Origin of the sequence: Paenibacillus sp. EC2-1, from assembly GCF_049311625.1 — a bacterium.
Classification (GTDB): domain Bacteria; phylum Bacillota; class Bacilli; order Paenibacillales; family Paenibacillaceae; genus Paenibacillus_AQ.
The window spans coordinates 4004352-4023443 of the sequence record NZ_CP186006.1 but is presented as its reverse complement, the minus strand read 5'-3'; the positions used below and the strand labels follow the sequence as shown (position 1 = coordinate 4023443).

The 19092-nt window shown below is 43.0% G+C and carries 10 protein-coding genes; 9 read left to right on the top strand and 1 reads right to left on the bottom strand.

Features of this window, described 5'->3' with window-relative positions; translation table 11 throughout:
• Positions 1 to 172 precede the first annotated feature (172 nt).
• The 6 genes from ACK8P5_RS18790 to ACK8P5_RS18765 all read left to right on the top strand — a co-directional run bounded on the left by ACK8P5_RS18790 (position 173) and on the right by ACK8P5_RS18765 (position 10045).
• A complete protein-coding gene (locus ACK8P5_RS18790; RefSeq protein WP_422657780.1) occupies positions 173 to 1744 on the top strand; it encodes a response regulator transcription factor in 1572 nt (523 codons plus the stop codon).
• Positions 1741 to 3531 carry a sensor histidine kinase gene (locus ACK8P5_RS18785; protein WP_422657779.1) on the top strand — a complete coding sequence of 597 codons (1791 nt, stop codon included), beginning with the start codon at positions 1741 to 1743 and terminating at the stop codon, positions 3529 to 3531. Before ACK8P5_RS18790 ends, ACK8P5_RS18785 begins: the two co-directional genes overlap by 4 nt.
• A 186-nt stretch (positions 3532 to 3717) precedes the next feature.
• The gene (locus tag ACK8P5_RS18780; protein WP_422657778.1) at positions 3718 to 5046 is read left to right on the top strand and encodes an ABC transporter substrate-binding protein; all 1329 of its coding nucleotides are present in this window, start codon (positions 3718 to 3720) and stop codon (positions 5044 to 5046) included.
• A 235-nt stretch (positions 5047 to 5281) separates the two neighbouring features.
• Positions 5282 to 6094, top strand: a complete 813-nt coding sequence (locus ACK8P5_RS18775; protein ID WP_422661517.1) for a carbohydrate ABC transporter permease — start codon at positions 5282 to 5284, stop codon at positions 6092 to 6094.
• The gene (locus ACK8P5_RS18770) at positions 6091 to 6915 is read left to right on the top strand and encodes a carbohydrate ABC transporter permease (RefSeq protein WP_422657777.1); all 825 of its coding nucleotides are present in this window, start codon (positions 6091 to 6093) and stop codon (positions 6913 to 6915) included. The genes ACK8P5_RS18775 and ACK8P5_RS18770 overlap by 4 nt, the downstream gene beginning before the upstream one ends.
• 28 nt (positions 6916 to 6943) lie before the next feature.
• Positions 6944 to 10045 carry a glycoside hydrolase family 2 TIM barrel-domain containing protein gene (locus ACK8P5_RS18765; RefSeq protein ID WP_422657776.1) on the top strand — a complete coding sequence of 1034 codons (3102 nt, stop codon included), beginning with the start codon at positions 6944 to 6946 and terminating at the stop codon, positions 10043 to 10045.
• 122 nt (positions 10046 to 10167) lie between these two features.
• Here ACK8P5_RS18765 and ACK8P5_RS18760 read toward each other — a convergent pair whose 3' ends face one another.
• Positions 10168 to 11022 carry an AraC family transcriptional regulator gene (locus tag ACK8P5_RS18760; RefSeq protein WP_422657775.1) on the bottom strand — a complete coding sequence of 285 codons (855 nt, stop codon included), beginning with the start codon at positions 11020 to 11022 and terminating at the stop codon, positions 10168 to 10170.
• A 145-nt stretch (positions 11023 to 11167) separates the two neighbouring features.
• On the opposite strand from ACK8P5_RS18760, the gene ACK8P5_RS18755 reads away from it, so the two are divergent.
• The 3 genes from ACK8P5_RS18755 to ACK8P5_RS18745 all read left to right on the top strand — a co-directional run bounded on the left by ACK8P5_RS18755 (position 11168) and on the right by ACK8P5_RS18745 (position 18990).
• Positions 11168 to 12625, top strand: coding sequence for a sulfatase (locus ACK8P5_RS18755; protein ID WP_422657774.1), 1458 nt, complete (start codon positions 11168 to 11170; stop codon positions 12623 to 12625).
• A 212-nt stretch (positions 12626 to 12837) separates the two neighbouring features.
• Positions 12838 to 16566 (top strand): glycoside hydrolase family 2 TIM barrel-domain containing protein, encoded by a 3729-nt coding sequence (locus ACK8P5_RS18750; protein ID WP_422657773.1) that lies wholly within the window; start codon positions 12838 to 12840, stop codon positions 16564 to 16566.
• Positions 16567 to 16752: 186 nt separating this feature from the next.
• Entirely contained in the window at positions 16753 to 18990 is a 2238-nt protein-coding gene (locus tag ACK8P5_RS18745; RefSeq protein ID WP_422657772.1) for a helix-turn-helix transcriptional regulator, read from the top strand.
• The last annotated feature ends 102 nt before the right edge of the window (positions 18991 to 19092 follow it).

Genomic DNA, 19092 nt, shown 5'->3' with positions numbered 1-19092 from the left:
TCAATGAGCGATGTCTGTTGTATTTAGGTTGAGGCCTAGATTGATCCCAAAACAGTAAGCGGTTACATCTTTTGTTTCGTATATAGGAATGGCAGCTCAAAAAGGGTTAGATTGAAATACAATCAAGTATTGAGTGAATCAAATAGGATGATAGCTACAGGGGGGAACAGATATGAAATCGATGTTTAAGATTATGATTGTGGATGATGAGATGCTTGTGAGACAGGGGATAAAGCACTTGTTGGATTGGGAACAAGAGGGATACGAAATCGTGGGTGAGGCTTCTAATGGTGTTGAAGCATTAAATAGGATAGATGAGCTATCTCCTCATGTCATTCTTACGGATATTGTCATGCCTGTGATGAGCGGGGAGCAGCTTGTTAAGGTTGTGAAGGAGAAATATCCACATATTGAGATCATCGTTCTCAGCAGTTTCAGTGAATACGATTATGTACGGTCGACATTTCAGAGTGGTGTAGCTGATTATATTCTGAAACCGAAGCTTGAAGCGGATTACTTGTTGTCTGTGCTCAACAAAACGACTGTAAAAATGGCCTCGATGCAGATGGATAATCATCTGGTAGCTGATGTAGGTGAAAGGCAACTATTACAAGTTATTGAGAAGTTTATGACAGGATATGAAGCTTCTTACGATCCTTCACTGCTGTATTCTAAGTTTCCATACGGACAGTATGCATTTTTCGGGTTGGGTATGAAGCATCTAAAGGATACTGACGATAAGTTGATCTTAATTAGGGAAGTGGAAAGCGGATTAAGTAAGCTCGGTTTGGTCGAGGCCGTGTATATGCGGTTGAAATTCGTTAATGACTCCTTTCTTTGTTTGCTTAATGTGAATCCGGAGCGTTGGGATGAACTTGTTATGGAAATAAGGCATCTTATTTCGGGAATGGATTACAATGCGAGAGGATTGCATTTCTATATAAGTCAGCGCTTCGAAAGTTTTAATTGTTTAGGCGAGATTTATCGAGACAACTATTTGAAGCTCACACGTTACACTTTTTATATGCCGGGCCGAAGTTTAATTGAACATGACCATTTGCCCGCATCTACATCTTCTATTCTTGAGTATGATATGAGTCAATTTATGGAGCAGTTAAAACGTAAGCAATACCATAAGGCATTCACCGGGTTTATGGAATATGTTCACCAGCGTTCAGCAGATTATCGAACAGATATTTTTGAGTTCAAATCATTCTTGGGGAATTTTATATTTAACGTGACCACCACCCTTGGAAAAATGAAGTATGAGACTGGAGCGCTTGATTCTTCGAAATATGACTATTTTAGAAAGATTGATGAGGCGAATTATGCAGTAGAGGCGATCGCCGTCGTAGAAGCTTTTATACTTGAAGCTGAACACATCATCGGTGAGACCAACACCTCTATCAATCCAAGTATGAATAGATTACTTGCATACATACAGGAGCATTACGCAGATCCAATTACGCTGACCGAAGTAGCAAGGCAATTCCATTTCAATGCTTCGTATCTATCGAGTTATTTCGCAGCACACAATGAGGAAGGATTCAGTGAATACCTGAATAAAGTTCGTTTAGAAAAAGCGATGGAAATGCTGCAAACAACGGAACATACAATTTCAGATATCAGTGCAAGAGTCGGGTATTCTGATCAGAGTTATTTTACGAAGGTGTTCAAGAAACAGACAGGGATTTCGCCAAGCAAGTATCGGAGAATGGTTATACAGGAGACATCGGAGTCATGATTAGACAAATAGTGGATAAGCTTCGGAAACAGGGCTTATTTCTCAAACTTTTTTTAGTAACCCTTGTCAGTATTGTTACCGTATCGCTTTTGACGCTCGCAATTACGATTAACAATTCGGAGCAACTATTTATGAAAACTTTCAGTATTACGAATGGGAAGCTCCTAAATCAGATGAAAGCAAACCTGGAATCTTATAATAATGCCGTAGCTACTGGTGCGACAAAGATGGCTCAGAATGCTGCAATTCGAAGTTATTTATCTAGTGGAGAGACAGAGAGCGTGGCTCTTGCCATGAAAATATACCAGATGACAGAGGCGATGAAATCGATTCGATCTAATCTTAGCGCCTATGACGTGAGTATGATGATTGTGGGCAAGAATGGCCGGACTTACTCAACAGATCCATGGTATTGGTCCGTTTCGGCGGATAATTTGAAGCATCATTCAATCACGAAAAAGACCACAGACTATCCAGAACAAATCTTATACCAGCTCTACTTTGATAGCAAGAATACTGCCAATGCTAACGAACCTATGATAGTGGCCACCAAAGCTCTATTCGATCAGACGACAGGCAATATATATGGCACTATGTATGTGGCCATTCGTGATCATCAGTTCAAAACTTTCTACGCAAATTTCACAAGTGAAGGTAATGACGTTGTTTTACTTAATGAGGAGGGCTTAATTGTATCGAGTAACAGAAGTGAATGGATCGGGCTGTGGAACAAGGAGCTTTTGCAAGAGGTAGTAACTGATCAGGGCAGGAAAGATAATGGGGAATTCGCGGATAGTATGGGTAATGAAGTGATCATGTTCTCAGAATATTTGCCTGAACTGGATATGTATCTGGTGAATCAGATCGATAAAAAAGCCGTAATAGGTCAGATGATTAATGCTAAAGCAGTGACGTTGACGATCATGGCTATCGTTGCGATCTCTCTTATCATTGTGTTTTTGATCACACGGAAGATGACGAAGTCCCTTCGAACCCTTGTAGAGCAGATGTCGAATATACCCCACAGTAAATTTAATAATCATGTGGATATTACCAACAGTAGTTATGAAGTTAGGGAACTGGGTAATGCCTTCAATTTTATGCTTGATTCATTGCAAGATTATGTCGAACAATTGGTCGAGACCCAGAAACAGCAGCGCCATGCGGAGTTGGCAGCTCTACAAATGCAGATAAACCCACATTTTTTATATAACACTTTAGCCTCAATAAAGTTTCTTGTACAGCAAGGGAATAAGGAAAAGGCTGCTGGAACAATTAATGCTTTGATCTCACTTCTTCAAAATACAGTTAGCGATATTCATTCCACGATTCCTGTTCGTCAGGAGCTGCAGACGTTGGAGCATTATATTTATATTAATCATGTGCGCTACGGGGAGAAGATCAGGGTGAATTTCTTTGTTGAGCCAGAGAGCCTTTCTTACCATCTTCCGAAGTTAATTCTGCAGCCCTTTATTGAGAATGCGTTCTTTCATGGATTCAACCTGAAAGAAGAGGGGAGGATTCTGATTATGATTGCCGTCGAGGGAGATCATCTTGTATGCGAGATTGTAGATAACGGAGATGGTATGGATTTGGATCCAACATTGCCCGAACAGGAGCAATTTCCTGCACCGACGAGACATCGCCAATTATTCTCGGGCATCGGTATTCGTAATGTAGATGACCGAATTAAATTGATGTACGGAGATCATTGCGGCATCCACATTACAAGTAAGCGGAGTGAAGGCACGAAGATCAAGGTTACACTTCCATTGATTCAATGCTGAATAATTTACCAGAATCCAAATATACTACCAGGACTAAATGTAAGCGATAACAAAAGTCCAATAATAGCACAAAATCTAACAAAGATAATGCCAATGAAACCGAATGCCAAATGATAAGATGGGTGCGTAGATAGGATAACGCTTCCATCTTTTGTTGTTTTTCAGATTAAAAAGGGGGTTTATGCATTGAAAAAATTACTTAGCTTACTGCTGATGAGTGTGGTGCTCTTATCAGCATGTTCCTCAGGTGGAACTGGGGGCGAGTCTGGGAATAAGGGGAATTCCGAGACGCCTGCAAAACCTGAAGTCGAAAATACTGCTGAGCCTAAGGAAATTACGGTTTGGGCTTGGGATCCGGCTTTTAATATTGCTGCCATGAATGTTGCCAAAGAGGCGTACGGGCAAGTGGACTCAGACTTAACGATTAACATCGTAGAGAACGCACAAGCAGACATTGTGCAAAAGCTGAATACGGGGCTCAATTCAGGTTCTACAAAAGGCTTGCCTAATATTGTTCTTATTGAAGATTATCGTGCACAAAGCTTTCTGCAAGCGTATCCAGATTCGTTCTTTGAACTAACGGGTGTAGTTAAAGCCAGTGACTTCGCGGATTATAAGATTGGTCCGACTAGTGTTGACGGCAAGCAATACGGCGTTCCGTTTGATTCCGGTGTGACAGGAATGTACGTACGTACAGATTATCTTGAACAAGCAGGCTACAGTGTGAGTGATATGCAGGATATCGATTGGAAGAAGTATATCGAGATCGGTAAAGCTGTAAAAGAGAAGACAGGAAAAAGCATGCTCACACTTGATCCGAACGATCTCGGTCAGATTCGTATGATGATCCAATCCGCGGGAGCTTGGTATACAGGAGATGATGGTAAAACTCCAACATTGGCTGACAACGCTGCCTTGAAGGAAGCCCTCCAAATTTATAAAGAAATGATGGATTCAGGAATCGTGAAAGTGACATCGGATTGGAGCCAATTCGTTGGTGCCTTTAATAGTGGTGAAGTAGCAACGGTTCCAACGGGGAACTGGATCACACCATCCATCAAGGCAGAAGCCTCTCAATCAGGTAAGTGGGCTGTTGCTCCACTTCCTAAACTGACGACAACCGGTGGCTCTGTTCATGCATCTAACCTTGGGGGCAGCTCTTGGTATGTCCTGAACATTGATGGTAAAGAAGCTGCTGCAGAGTTTCTGTCCAAGACATTTGCTTCAGACGTTAAACTGTATCAGACATTGAATACTAAAGTTGGTGTAATCGGCACTCTGAAAGCGGCGGCAAGCGGAGAAGCTTACTCAGTCGCTGATGATTTCTTCCAAGGTCAAAAAGTTGTTTCAGACTTCGCGAGTTGGACGGAGCAGATTCCAAACGTCAACTACGGTATGAATACTTATGCCATCGAGGACATTATGGTGGTTGCGATGCAAGCGTATCTTGGCGGGAAAGATATAGACACTGTTTTGAAAGATGCACAAACGCAAGCAGATACTCAAATTCGTTAAACACACTCAATTGCACAGATGATGCCCTTGCTCCTTCTCCTCTTACATGTGGGTTTATTACGGAGAGGAGTCAGGGCTTTTTTTATCAAAAATCCAAGGAAACATAATTGACAGAAGGGTGTGGAGTGGTGTGCATACAGAAAAAGCCGGACTGAGCACTCAAAGACATAAAGGGTTTAACAGTCAAAGGCGGATTCAATGGACAGGTTGGTTCTTTGTTCTTATTCCGGTCATTATGATTAGTGTTTTTTATTTTTATCCGATGGTTCAAGCATTCATTCTATCCTTTAAATCTGGAAGAGGCAGCAATCTTCAATATGTCGGATTCGATAATTATATTCGGTTGTTTAATGATACCACGTTCCTGACAGCAGTTAAGAATACCTTCATTTACTTAATCATTCAAGTTCCCGTCATGTTGGTGCTTGCGCTTTTTATTGCGGTACTCCTTAATGACGAAAGACTGAAGTTTAAAGGGTTCTTCCGTACAGCTATTTTCCTACCGACGGTAACTTCGCTTGTAGCGTACTCTGTTGTCTTTAAGTACATGTTCGGAATTGACGGTATCGTCAATAAGTTTCTAGGAAGTCTTCATATTATAAGTGAACCGATTCAATGGATCACCGATCCTTTTTGGGCGAAGGTTACGATTATTATTGCGATTACATGGCGTTTTACGGGTTATAACATGATTTTTTATTTATCTTCACTGCAAAATATCGACAAGTCTGTTTACGAAGCTGCTCGGATAGATGGGGCGAGTGCATTTACACAATTCTACAGAATTACGATTCCGCTATTGAAACCTATCATATTGTTTACGACGATCACATCGACAATCGGAACACTTCAGTTGTTTGACGAGGTGGTAAACATCACCAAAGGCGGACCCGGAAATGCAACCATGTCGATCTCACAATATATCTATAACTTGTCCTTTGAATATACGCCAGACTTTGGATACGCAGCTACCGTCTCCTATTCCATCGTACTCATGGTGGTCGTTCTAACGATGATACAGAACAAAGTTGGGGGCGATAAGCGATGAAAGAAAGCAAACGCATATTTACTTATCTATTTCTAACGATCGCAGCATTTATTTCTATTTTTCCATTTCTTTGGATGATTGTTAGTAGTACGAATCAGTCGGTTGACGTAACAAAAGGTACATTACTCCCAGGAACACATCTGGTGAAGAATATAAATAATCTATTTAGTTCCGTGGATATGTGGCAAGCGCTGTGGAACTCTGCAAAAATCTCGGTGGTAACTACACTGCTCTCCCTGTTGGTAGCATCAGCGGCTGGTTACGGTTTTGAAATGTATAGAAGCCGAGCTAAAGATTTTGTTTTTAATATCTTGCTTGCATCCATGATGATTCCGTTTGCGGCAATGATGGTACCTTTGTTTCAAATGTTTGCAAAAATATCGGGTGTCGTGCCTTTCCTTGGCATTGATACGGCAGCGGCTGTAATCTTACCAACATTCACTACCGCATTTCTAATTTTCTTTTTCCGCCAGAGCACGAAGATGTTCCCCAAAGATATGATGGAGGCAGGGCGGATAGATGGTTTGTCAGAATTGGGTTTGTTCTTTCGTATCTATATGCCAACGATGAAATCAACCTATGCTGCTGCGGCAATTATCACGTTCCTCAACAGCTGGAATAATTATCTGTGGCCGCTAATTGTATTGCAATCACCAGAGAACATGACCGTGCCTCTGCTTATCTCAAATCTTGGATCGGGATATTCTCCAGATTATGGCCTGATTATGTCCGCGATTGTTATAACGACGCTGCCAACGGCACTGGTATTCTTTATCATGCAGAAACAATTTGTTGCAGGGATGACTGGATCCGTGAAATAAGCATGCAGATGATGGAGGAATGAAGACGATGAAGCAAGAGATGAAGGAAGAAGTCCTGCCAAGACTAGAGTGGTTATCAGATCCACAGATTTTTGCAGTGGGCAGATTGCAGGCACACTCCGATCATCGGTACTACGAAACAATACTTGAAGCCGAACATCTTGGAGACATGCCCCTGCGTTATAGTCTGAACGGAATTTGGAAATTCAGTTATGCTGATAATGCGATGGGACGTAAAATGGACTTTTATAAACAAGAGGTATCCTGCCGAGAGTGGGATGAGATAGAGGTACCAGGGCATATTCAGCTGCAGGGTTACGGACAACCGCAATATGTGAATACGATGTATCCTTGGGATGGTCAAGAGCATCTTAGACCTCCGATGATATCAGCGAATCATAATCCGGTAGGTAGTTATGTGAAGTATTTCGTAGTTCCTGCAGATTGGCAGCAGAGGCCCGTTTACATATCTTTTCAGGGTGTTGAATCTGCCTTCTATTTATGGCTAAATGGAGAGTTTGTCGGTTATAGCGAAGACAGCTTTACTCCAAGTGAATTCGATCTTACACCGTACTTGGTGGAAGGTGAGAATAAACTGGCTGTCGAGGTCTATCAGCGCAGTACGGGAAGCTGGCTCGAGGATCAGGATTTTTGGCGATTTTCTGGAATCTTTCGTGATGTGTATTTGTATACTGTTCCGGAAGCTCACGTGCATGATCTCTTGGTTCAGACTGATTTGGACGAGAACTATGAGCAAGGGATAATAAAGGTCGATATGCAACTGATGGGGAATGTCGCCTTGAAAGTGGTGCTAGAGCTTAAGGATTCAGCCGGCCAGCTTGTGGTCCGGGGAGAAGAAGAGCGCCCAGTAAAAAATGTGTCATGCACACTAAGTGCAGAGAAGATCAAGTTGTGGAGTGCAGAAGAGCCTTATTTGTACACGCTGTATATTTCTCTCTATGACATGTATGGAAACGTTGTGGAAGTAGTACCGCAAAAAATAGGCTTCCGTAAATTTGAGATCAAAGACAAGATCATGCACTTAAATGGCAAACGTATCGTCTTCAAAGGAGTTAACCGTCATGAGTTCAATCCTCATCATGGGCGCAGTATTACAAAAGAGGATATGCTATGGGATATCAAGACATTGAAGCAGGCGAATATCAATGCTGTTAGGACTTCTCACTATCCGAATCAGACGACATGGTATGATCTATGTGATGAATATGGTGTATATGTTATCGACGAGATGAATTTGGAGACGCATGGATCGTGGCAAAAAATGGGGGCTATTGAGCCGTCCTGGAACATACCGGGCTCTAAACCAGAATGGCATGATATTGTGATGGATCGTGCAGTTTCCATGCTGGAGAGAGATAAGAATCACCCATCCATTTTGATCTGGTCTTGTGGTAATGAATCTTATGCTGGGGAAGTTATTCGGAGCGTAGCGAATTATTTTCGCAAGAAGGACCCAACACGTTTGGTTCATTATGAAGGAGTCTTTCATAACCGTGAGTTTGATGATGCAAGCGACATGGAGAGCCGGATGTACGCGAAGCCTGCCGATATTGAACAGTATCTGCTTGCTAACCCGTCCAAGCCATATATCAGTTGCGAGTATATGCACGCGATGGGAAACTCCGTTGGTGGTTTACATAAGTACACAGAGCTGGCACAGAAGTTTCCGATGTATCAAGGCGGGTTTATCTGGGATTTCATGGATCAGGTCATTGTGAAGCATGATCGTTACGGTAAACCATTTATGGCTTATGGAGGAGATTTTGATGACCGTTCCACGGATTATAATTTTTCCGGAAACGGTATTGTGTATGCTGATCGAAGATGGTCTCCGAAAATGCAGGAAGTGAAATTCCTGTATCAGAACGTCATACTCTCTCCGGATTCTCATGGTGTTAGGATTCGCAATGAGAACTTATTTGCTACATTGGCTGCGTATGAAATTATATATTGTCTGAATTATGAGGGGAGTGAAGTTCACAAAGGTGCTGTAATCACTCAGGTTAACCCGGGCGAGGAGAAATATATAAAGCTGAACTTGCCACAAGATTTATATCAATCTGGTGAATATACGTTGGACGTTTCTCTCGTCCTTAAGGAAGACGCGCTTTGGGCAGAGGCAGGTTACGAGGTTGCTTTTGGTCAGTACATTTTTGGGGTTGGAGATAATCAACCGGCTACCGGCGTTCCTACATTTAAGATGAGCGAAGGCCAAGGTTTAGATTCTTCGATCGATCAGGTCGTGGATGAGTTCCATGTAGTTGAAGGGGACGTGAACATCGGTGTACATGGACGCGACTTCTCCGTTATGTTCTCGAAGCAAGCGGGAAGTATGATATCCATCAAATACTCGGGACGGGAGATGATCTCTTCCCCCCCGGTGCCGATCTTCTGGCGAGCAATGACGGATAATGATAAGGGAGCAGGTCTTCATTTTGATTCCTCTCTTTGGTACGCAGCTAGCCTTACTCGAAGAACGATAAACTGCGAGTTTAAAGAAGAAGCAAATTGTGCGACTGTGACTTATGTATATAAATTAAGTGTATCGAAGGCAGCACAAGTGAGCGTAGCTTATACGGTATTTGCAGATGGCAGCATCAAGGTCAAGTCAAAGTACCATGGAGAACCGAACTTACCCAAAATGCCGATTTTTGCACTTACATTCAAGGTGCCTGCTGATTATGACAACTTGGATTGGTATGCGAATGGCCCGGAAGAAAATTATATCGACCGTGTTTCAGGAGCAAGGTTGTGCCGTTTCCGCAATCGAGCGGTTGATAATGTCTCTGCATATTTAGTGCCTCAGGAATCGGGAAATCGCACAGGTGTGCGGGAAGTATCCATAACTAACAATCAAGGTCATGGCATTAAGATTGAGGCATCTTCAACAGCGCCCGTTGAGGCTAATATCTGTCCGTTTACAGCATTTGAGCTGGAAAATGCGAGCCACCACTATGAGCTTCCAGATGTTCACTACACCGTTATTACCATAGCAGGACGCCAAATGGGAGTAGGCGGTGATGATAGCTGGGGTGCTCCGGTACATGACGAGTTTCTCATCGATGCTTCCATAGATAGGACTTTTGAATTTACCATTCGGAAAGAATAACGTATCTCTTTAAGCTAATCATTTTGATAGAATTAATAGAAACAAAAGGCCTTGAGGTGCATCCTCGAGGCCTTTTTAGATAAGTGTATTTAACGATACTGTTGTTATTCATTCTCTTTCCTTTATTGCTTCACACTACGTCGATACAGGAGCGGCGAAACACCTTCGTCTCTTTTGAAGAGTTTTGAAAAATAGCTTTGACTACAAAACCCAGCTGCTTGAGCGACTTCCCCGAGGCTATGCTCGGAATCAGCAAGAAGTTTCTTGGCCACCAGAAGTCGATGTTTAATGATATATTCTGTAACGGTACAGCCTGTGGCAAGCTTGAACGAGCGCGATAAGTAACCAGGACTGATGAATACGTGGCTCGCAAGCTCCTCAATCGTTAATGGGAGCAGATAATTCTCTTCAATATATTGAATGACTTGGTGAATGTGTTCCGGATAGCGCAGCGGTGATCCTTTATTCGCAGAATGATCATGTTCTGCCAAGGCAATTGCAGCATCGGTGAAAATTTGGGTCAGAAGAGACGAGGCAGTAAATTCATAGCCCGGTGGCCTTTGCTCGAATAAGGTGACTAATTCTTCGAACAGTCGTCTTACCAATACAGAATCGCGTGTATTCAAGACAGGGTTTCTCATGCATCCAAGTACTCTATGATACTCGGCAGCTTGGGTACCGCCGAAACGGACCCATATGATCTCCCAGGGATCTTCCGCATCAACGTAATATTCATGTTCTTCCGTTAAATCCAAGAATAGAAGCTGTCCTGGACCCACGGAATGTGTCTTGCCCCGCCATACCGCATCTCCTCTTCCTCGCAGAACGAGACGGATTGAATAGGGGTGATAGATACGTTTCACCCGGTAATCGGACTGGCATTGGTACCATCCCAGATCATAGACGAAGAGTAGAAGTGATTTGGCTAACTGGCTGGGGGTATGGGGAATGGTTTTAGAGATGTAAGAAGAATTCAAGTGCAAGACCTTCTCTCTTTCGAGTGATCAGGATTGTTATAAAAGTGAGTTGAATGCTTGTATACGATCTTCACCTACCATTGTAGCATAGGAGAAAAACGGCCTGAATCCCTATTTTACGGCCTATTAAGGAGGAATACAGATCGTGACAAGAAAAACTCATGTATGGCTAATCACAACAGACCAAATGCGAGCTGACGCTTTGGGCTTCGAGAATCCTAAGGTAAAGACACCGATGTTGGATAAGATTGCCGCTGAAGGAACCGTCTTCACGAACGCTTACTGCGCCAGCCCTGTATGCACACCTTCACGTGCTTCGATCTTCACGGGACGCTATCCACATGTCCATGGTGCGTGGAATATTGGCGTATCGTTAAACGAGGATGAAATGACGCTATGTGATCATTTGAAGGAATCTGGTTACAAGACGGTGGGTGTAGGTAAGATGCATTTTCGCCCGCAATGTAAGACCGATTTCTCTACTATGGCAGAAGACGTAAGTTACCGAGATCGCGGCAGGGAGAAGGATGGTACGTATTACGGTTTTGACGAGCATCATATTTCTGAGGATAATGCGATAGGCGAATATCTTGATTGGCTTCGGGAGCAGGACCCTGCCGTTGCAGAGCGTTTTACTAAGAACAGGTGCCGAACAGAGAATGCGGATGGGGATGTATGGGAAAGTGATATGCCGGAAGAATTGCATCAGAGCTACTGGATCGCGGAGAAAAGTATTGAGGCGATACAGGCCCATGACACGGAGCAACCGTTATTCTTATGGACGAGCTTTGTCGATCCACATCATCCATTCGATCCGCCGCACGCGTATGCTGAACTTTATGCTGATATGGATATTGATCTTCCGCATGCCGGGGAGAACAATGAGCTCCAGATGCGCCCAGAACATCTATTAAGGCAAGGCGAACGTGGATACTGGCCAGGAGGCGGTGAACAACATCAATCTTCAAATGAGCGTCTGCGGAGGGTCATTCGAAACTATTACGCAATGGTTACGTTTATTGATGAACAAATCGGCCGAATTCTTCATGCCTGGAAGCAGAAAGGCATCGAGGATAATCTAATGATCGTATTTACTAGTGACCATGGAGAGCTGCTTGGCGACCATGGATTGATGTATAAGGGTCCGTGGTTCTACGAAGGATTGACCCGTATTCCGATGATTATGCGGCTACCAGGCTTAACTAAAGGCAGAAAAACCGAGGCACTGATCGAACATGTTGATATTGTACCCACTGTTCTAGATGTAATCGGCCGGGATCGTCCATACGGTGTACAAGGAATATCTCAACTCAAAGTAGTAGAGGGCGATGTAACCCATCTCCGATCATCGGCAGTGACCTCCTACGATGCGCATGACCGTGGTATCCACGTTAAATGCCTGCGTACTGCTCGTTACAAGCTTGTGGTATTCGCAGGCGAGACTTATGGTGAATTCTTTGATCTACTTGAGGATCCTGAAGAGCGGCACAATTTATTCTTCGATCCAGAAGCTAGGGAAGTGAAGCTGAAGCTTTTGGAGGAGCTTGTACACCGGCTCATTGAGGATGAAGACCCGTTACCAGAGCGGAAGACAAACTGGTAATACGCTTAACTTAGTAATAGAAGCGATAAGAAAATCATAGGCAAAGTTTATGAGCGGAATATAAGCTTGAACCTTATAGCTAAAGGACGGTATAGTAACCTTAAGCACCTAGGATGATGACGCAAATCACAGCGGATAACAACAATTGAAATCGCTTTAATTTAAATCTGGCGATTTCGGGAAAATAACAACTTGCAGAGAGGCTGGGTACAATGATTAGGAAATTACGCTTTAGTGAGGATTGGCGGTTCCACAGAGAAGATGGCGAGAGCTTATTGGATGCGAGGCAGAAAGGCTTTGATGATTCAAATTGGCGCAAGGTGAATGTACCGCATGATTGGAGCATCGAGCTGGATTTCAATCCCGACTCGGCTTCGACACATGAGGGTGGTTACTTAGACGGTGGCATCGGGTGGTACCGAAAGACGTTCACACTACCTCAGTGGATGACTGGAAAAAAGGTGTCCATTGATTTTGATGGTGTATATATGAACAGCACAGTTTACTTGAATGGTGAGGCATTAGGTACATATCCATACGGCTACAATGCTTTTAGCTATGACATCACCGGAAAAGCTTATACAGACGGCAGGGAGAATGTGCTTGCTGTAAGAGTAGAAAATATTCAGCCAAGTAGCCGCTGGTACTCCGGAAGCGGAATCTATAGAAATGTATATCTTACGGTCACAAATACAATTTACGTGGAAAGATACGGAACCTTTGTAACCACGCCTGGACTTGAGGAGGAACTCAAACATAACAAAGCGTGTGTTGATCTAAAGACAAAAGTGAAGAACGACTCTCTGGACCGAGCATCTGTGACGGTGAAATCAGTGATCTATGATATGGATGGAAATGTAGCGGCAAGCGAAGTATCCGATGAGATGGTCCTGGAGAGCGGTACCGTTGGACTTTTCGAAGACCAAGCTTATATTCAGAATCCAAGACTGTGGAGCACCAGCGAGAGTTACCGCTATCGACTGGTCACAGAGGTTGTAGTTGACGGACAAGTGATGGATGTTTATGAGACCCTATTCGGGCTTCGATATTTTTCCTTTGATTCAAGTGAAGGATTCTCGCTAAATGGACAATATATGAAGCTGCATGGCGTGTGCATGCATCATGATCTGGGAGCACTAGGGGCAGCAGTGAACGAGCGAGCTGTAGAACGGCAAATGCAGATTATGAAGGGCATGGGTGTGAATGCCATACGGGTTACTCATAATCCGGCTGCACCTGAATTGATCGAGGCATGCAATCGACTGGGACTTCTTGTTGTCGAAGAGACTTTCGATACTTGGAACCTCTCGAAGAAAGAATATGATTATGGTAGGTTCTTCTCTCAGTGGGCAGAGCATGATACCAAGGAAATGGTAGATAGGAATAAGAATGAACCTTCCATCATTATGTGGTCGATTGGTAATGAAATATACGATACAACCAGCCCAGAAGGGGTGGAAATCGTTCGAAACCTGGTGAAATGGGTTAAGGAGATAGATACGACAAGGCCGACAACGATCGGGGAAGATAAAACGAGAGGCGACAAAGTGTCCATTACACCGTTAAATGAGCATATCGAAGCTATTTTTAACGAAGTCGACATCGTGGGTCTCAATTACTCGGAGAACAATTACCTTGGATACCATGAACATAATACAGAATGGAAGTTGTACGGTTCTGAGACCTCTTCTGCTACGCGTTCGAGAGGTGTATATACACATCCTTATGAATATAACATGAGCACCACTTATGAGGATCGGCAGCAATCTTCTTATGACAATGATTATGTAGCCTGGGGAAGAACGGCCGAAGAGGCCTGGAAATATGACCGAGATTTTAAACATATTGCAGGACAATTTATATGGACGGGATTCGATTACATTGGAGAGCCCACACCGTATTACAACGCTTTTCCATCCAAGAGTTCCTATTTCGGAGCGGTGGATACAGCAGGTTTTCCAAAAGATATATACTATTATTATCAGAGCCAGTGGAGCGACAAGCCCATGGTGCACATTCTTCCGCACTGGAATTGGACTGCTGGTGAAACGGTTCGAGTGCTCGTCTATACGAATGCAAGGACAGTCGAATTGCAGCTTAACGGCAAGTCATTAGGTGAGCGAAGCTTCGAAGCGAAGGTAACCTCCTGGGGGCAAAATTATCAAGAGACGGCGGATGGCAAGACCTATTTGGAATGGTCCGTGCCTTTTGAGAAAGGGAGATTAACCGCTTTAGCCAAGGATGAGCAAGGTCATATCATTGAAGAAGCAAGCGTGATCACTTCTGGAGATCCGGTGGAAATCAGGCTAACCGCAGATCGTAATCACATTCAAGCCGATGGGCGTGACCTTGTGTTCATAACCGCAGATATCGTAGACAGTGACGGAAATATCGTACCGACAGCGGACCATTTAATTGAATTTAGTGTATCAGATAAGGGCATTCTCGTGGGGGTTGATAATGGGGATGCCGCAAGTATTGAGCGCTACAAAGCTGACAATCGGAAGGCATTTTACGGGAAAGCACTCGCGATCGTTCAAGTCCTAAAGGAACCGGGCGAGCTTGTAGTGAATGCGAGTTCGTCAGGTCTCTCCGGTAGTTCCGTTGAGATTATTACGGAAGTTCCACGGCAGGCAACCAAGCTGATCTCTGCCGATCTCAGAGTTGTTAAGACACAATTAGGAGTAGACGAGTCAATAGATTTTAGCATCATGGGTACGTTTAGTCATGGCGAACTTACCGAGATTCCACCGACGGCGACAGTAACTTATGAAATCGAAGGTAGCGCTATTCAAATTCGAAACGGAAGACTCCATGCTGAAGCAGAAGGACAAGCTTGTGTATCGGCGACAATTCATTACGAAGATGTTGTACTGACAACACCGAAGCTTTCATTCCTTGTTCAGATGAATAGCGGGAATGTGGTAGATGCAAACCATGCAGAAAGTCAGTTAGACGACATGTTATTGATGCCTAGAACTCATATCGCTGTTGAACAGATTAGTATGGCTGTATTGCAGGGGAGACAACCAGAGTTACCGACGATGGTAACGGTGTATTTCAATGATGGTACGGAGGAACGCCAAGAGGTGGAGTGGGATATTATTTCATCTGAGAATCTTCAAGCCGCTTCTGTGTTCGAGGTCGAGGGTACAATGACCGGTTTAGACGTTAAGGCTAAAGCGCGAATTCGAGTAACCGATGAGACCGGTATTATGCATAATATTAGCAGAGCTAAGAACGGCTACGATTATCCAAAAGCTGAAACCTCTTATGCGCATCATGAACATGGTGTTGAAACGATACATGATGATGTCATTTCATATGAGGAGCAACCAGGCAATCGGTGGACGAATCAGTCAGCTTCGCCTCGTTCTAGCGACTGGATATCCATTACATTCGGAGATTTCGGACCGGTAGAATATGTTGTGGATCAAGTGGAGTTTTACTGGTATGAGGACAAAGAGTGTTCAATTCCTGCTTCATTAAAGGTAAGTTACATGCAAGATAGCCAGTGGGTAGAAGTCTCCAATATGCAAGTTCCGGAGAATGTGGTACCGAAACAACCAAGCACTTACACATTTGATCCTGTTAAGACCTCTGCAATTCGAGTTGATATGATTGCGAGAGGGGATAGGGCAATTGGACTAACTGAACTTAGAATATACGACAAGCTTCCAAAGGCAAATCATAAGGTTGAAGTGAGTAGAATTACACTGGACGGAAAAAACATCATGGATGATTTTGTTAGCAAGATGGGTTCCATTTATGAGTGTGTTGTGCAACTTGAACCCGGCGATCCGTTACTGAGTGGGTCTGGGGCGGGCAATACTTCAATAACGCTCATACCGACATCCAAGACATCATCTGCTGCAAGATTGATCGCAAAATCGGAAGACGGCAAAAAATCAGCCGAGTATCGAATTTATTTCAAGCAGTAATCCTTATACCATTTTGAGTTTGTTAAAGGGAGTCATATAAACATATTCCTTCATCGAGAAACCCGGAAAGAGAGAGTGCTCTTTCCGGGTTTTTCCTATTGGTATCCCTTTTCGCATCGATAATAAGCTATACTATACAAAAAATGAATACGAATCATTCTTTATGGAGAAGAAGCGGGGTGTGTTATGCGGAAATCATGGTTTCGACGACTTTTGCTCTCGTATATGCCAGCTTTTGTTGTCGTGATCACATTTGTGTTCTTTGTGTGCTTTCAACTGATCAGTGAGCAGAATCGTAAAGATGCACTTCAAGCGAGTAAGCAACTCTCCTTACAAACCATGCGGATTGTGGATGCATCATTAAAAGTGATTGATAATATGGTTGTCCTTGAAAGCATTAATAGTAAAGCGTTGCAAGATTTCTTCAATGCTAGTGTAGACAGTAATAACTACATCAATATCCAAGCGGTTCAAAAGTTAAAAGAAATGATCGCTTATTATCCCTTGATTGATTCTATCTATCTGGTCCGCAATGCTGACGGATTTGTACTGAGTGATGCTACAAGTTCAAATGTAAACGCTTACCAAGATAAGGCATTTATTGAACAATATCAATTCTCGCAGACAGCCAAATGGACGGATGGACGACAATTCGAACAGTTTACCCGGATGGGTAGTAAGCAGGTGATAAGTCTGGTCAAAGGATCATCTTTCATGAAAAATGATCATGGGATGATTGTTGTTAATGTCTCTACGGATTCCTTATATAAGTTAACCAGAGATATGTATCAGTCTAAAGTTAGTTTTGTTCAAGTTAAGGATACATCGGGTCATCTTTTATTTGGTAGTGAGATCGATGTCGATCAATCTGCAATCTATTCGCATAGTGTATCTAGTTATACGAACTGGACGTATGGGAGTGGACTCGTACCTGGGGGATTCGTGAGTACCATTTCTTATCTCTATAATTTATGGTTTATCATCGGCTTAATCATGATTACCCTTGGGTTCATCTGGATGATCTATGTGACGAGGCGTAATGCAAGACCAATTGAGCAGATCGCAGCTCGTTTCAGTAGTTATGCACTGCCAATTACGAGTGGAGGCATATGGAAGGGGAAGCCGGATGAGTTTGCCTTTATTGAGTCTGCATTTGACCATGTTTTAGAACAATTTAAGCAGTATCAGGAGAAATACCACGAAGATCTTCATTTGAAAACCAGGTATCTGTTCCACCAGCTGATTGAAGGGAATTCTTCGCTTACGATTTCAGAATGGAGAGAAGAAGCTATTCAGCTAAATCTCCCGCAACCGTTAGACACGAGCCGTATCTTCATCCTTGACATTGATAAATATGGAGACTTCTGCCGCATGTATTCAAAAAGTGATCAGGACTTACTTAAATTCACACTTCGTTCAGTTGTGGACGAATTAGGGATGAAGTTAGAGCAAATATTGTGGTCAGAGTGGACAACGGCAGCTAATTTATCAGTCATGGTGCTACAATCTAACACAAATGATAAGAATGACAATAGCGCTATATCCTTACTTGCAGGGCAAATTATTGCCTGGACATCACAAAATTTAAAATTCTCAATCACGATTGGTATGGGTGAAGAGGCAAAGACGCTTCCTGACATCCAGAGGTCATACAACAGTGCTTTAAAAGCGCTAAGTTATAAAATTGTTCTAGGAGAAAATCGTTTGATTAGCAGTGAGGATATATCGATGCATGGCAGCGCAGAGGTCTATAACCACTTAGGTGAGATTCGTTCGATTGTGCAGTCCTTACGATTACTCAAGGACCATTGGAGTGAGGATTATGAACAGTGGTTCGCTCAACTGAAGATGGGGCTTCTCACCAATGATGAGATATTCAACTTGATGAATTATCTAATTTACTACATAGGTAGAGAGATGTCGGGGATGAATACAGAAATTTATAATAGATGGATTCAAGAAGGGCTACCGAGGCTTACAGAAAGAGTGGATAATGGTCATACATTGGAACAACTTCGTGATGGAATCAAGCAGATACTGACGGAACATTATGAAGCGATGCGGCAGATGCAGGATACGAAGCAGTATTTTTCAGTGATTTGTGACATAAGGAAATCGATTGAACTTGAGTATTCGAATCCGAGTATGTCTCTTGAATTATTAGGTGAACGGTTTGATATTAATGCTAAATATTTAAGTAAATTGTTCAAGGAAAATACAGGACAGCGATTTGTTGATTTCCTTATTGATAATCGAATGGAGGAAGCAAAACGGCTTCTTGTGGAAACTTCTTATTCTATTCAAGAAATAGCAGAACGGGTTGGCTATACGAATGTCATATCTTTTCGCCGTGTATTTAAGCGCACGGTTGGAGTATCGCCTGGAGAGTACCGAACAGAATGTGCTCTGAATAAGCATGGGTGAAAATGATGCCGATGTAGAAATCGGTTTGCAGCAGCGATCATATCGCTGCTTTTTTCTTGTAATAACAGCCGGGGTGAAAATGGTTTCCCCCTTAATTATTGT

Excerpts from the sequence above, each read along its gene's own strand:
- ACK8P5_RS18745 (WP_422657772.1), top strand. The coding sequence starts at position 16,753 with ATGCGGAAATCATGGTTTCGACGACTTTTGCTCTCGTATATGCCAGCT.
- ACK8P5_RS18765 (WP_422657776.1), top strand. The coding sequence starts at position 6,944 with ATGAAGCAAGAGATGAAGGAAGAAGTCCTGCCAAGACTAGAGTGGTTA.
- ACK8P5_RS18770 (WP_422657777.1), top strand. The coding sequence starts at position 6,091 with ATGAAAGAAAGCAAACGCATATTTACTTATCTATTTCTAACGATCGCA.
- ACK8P5_RS18775 (WP_422661517.1), top strand. The coding sequence starts at position 5,282 with ATGATTAGTGTTTTTTATTTTTATCCGATGGTTCAAGCATTCATTCTA.
- ACK8P5_RS18750 (WP_422657773.1), top strand. The coding sequence starts at position 12,838 with ATGATTAGGAAATTACGCTTTAGTGAGGATTGGCGGTTCCACAGAGAA.
- ACK8P5_RS18785 (WP_422657779.1), top strand. The coding sequence starts at position 1,741 with ATGATTAGACAAATAGTGGATAAGCTTCGGAAACAGGGCTTATTTCTC.
- ACK8P5_RS18790 (WP_422657780.1), top strand. The coding sequence starts at position 173 with ATGAAATCGATGTTTAAGATTATGATTGTGGATGATGAGATGCTTGTG.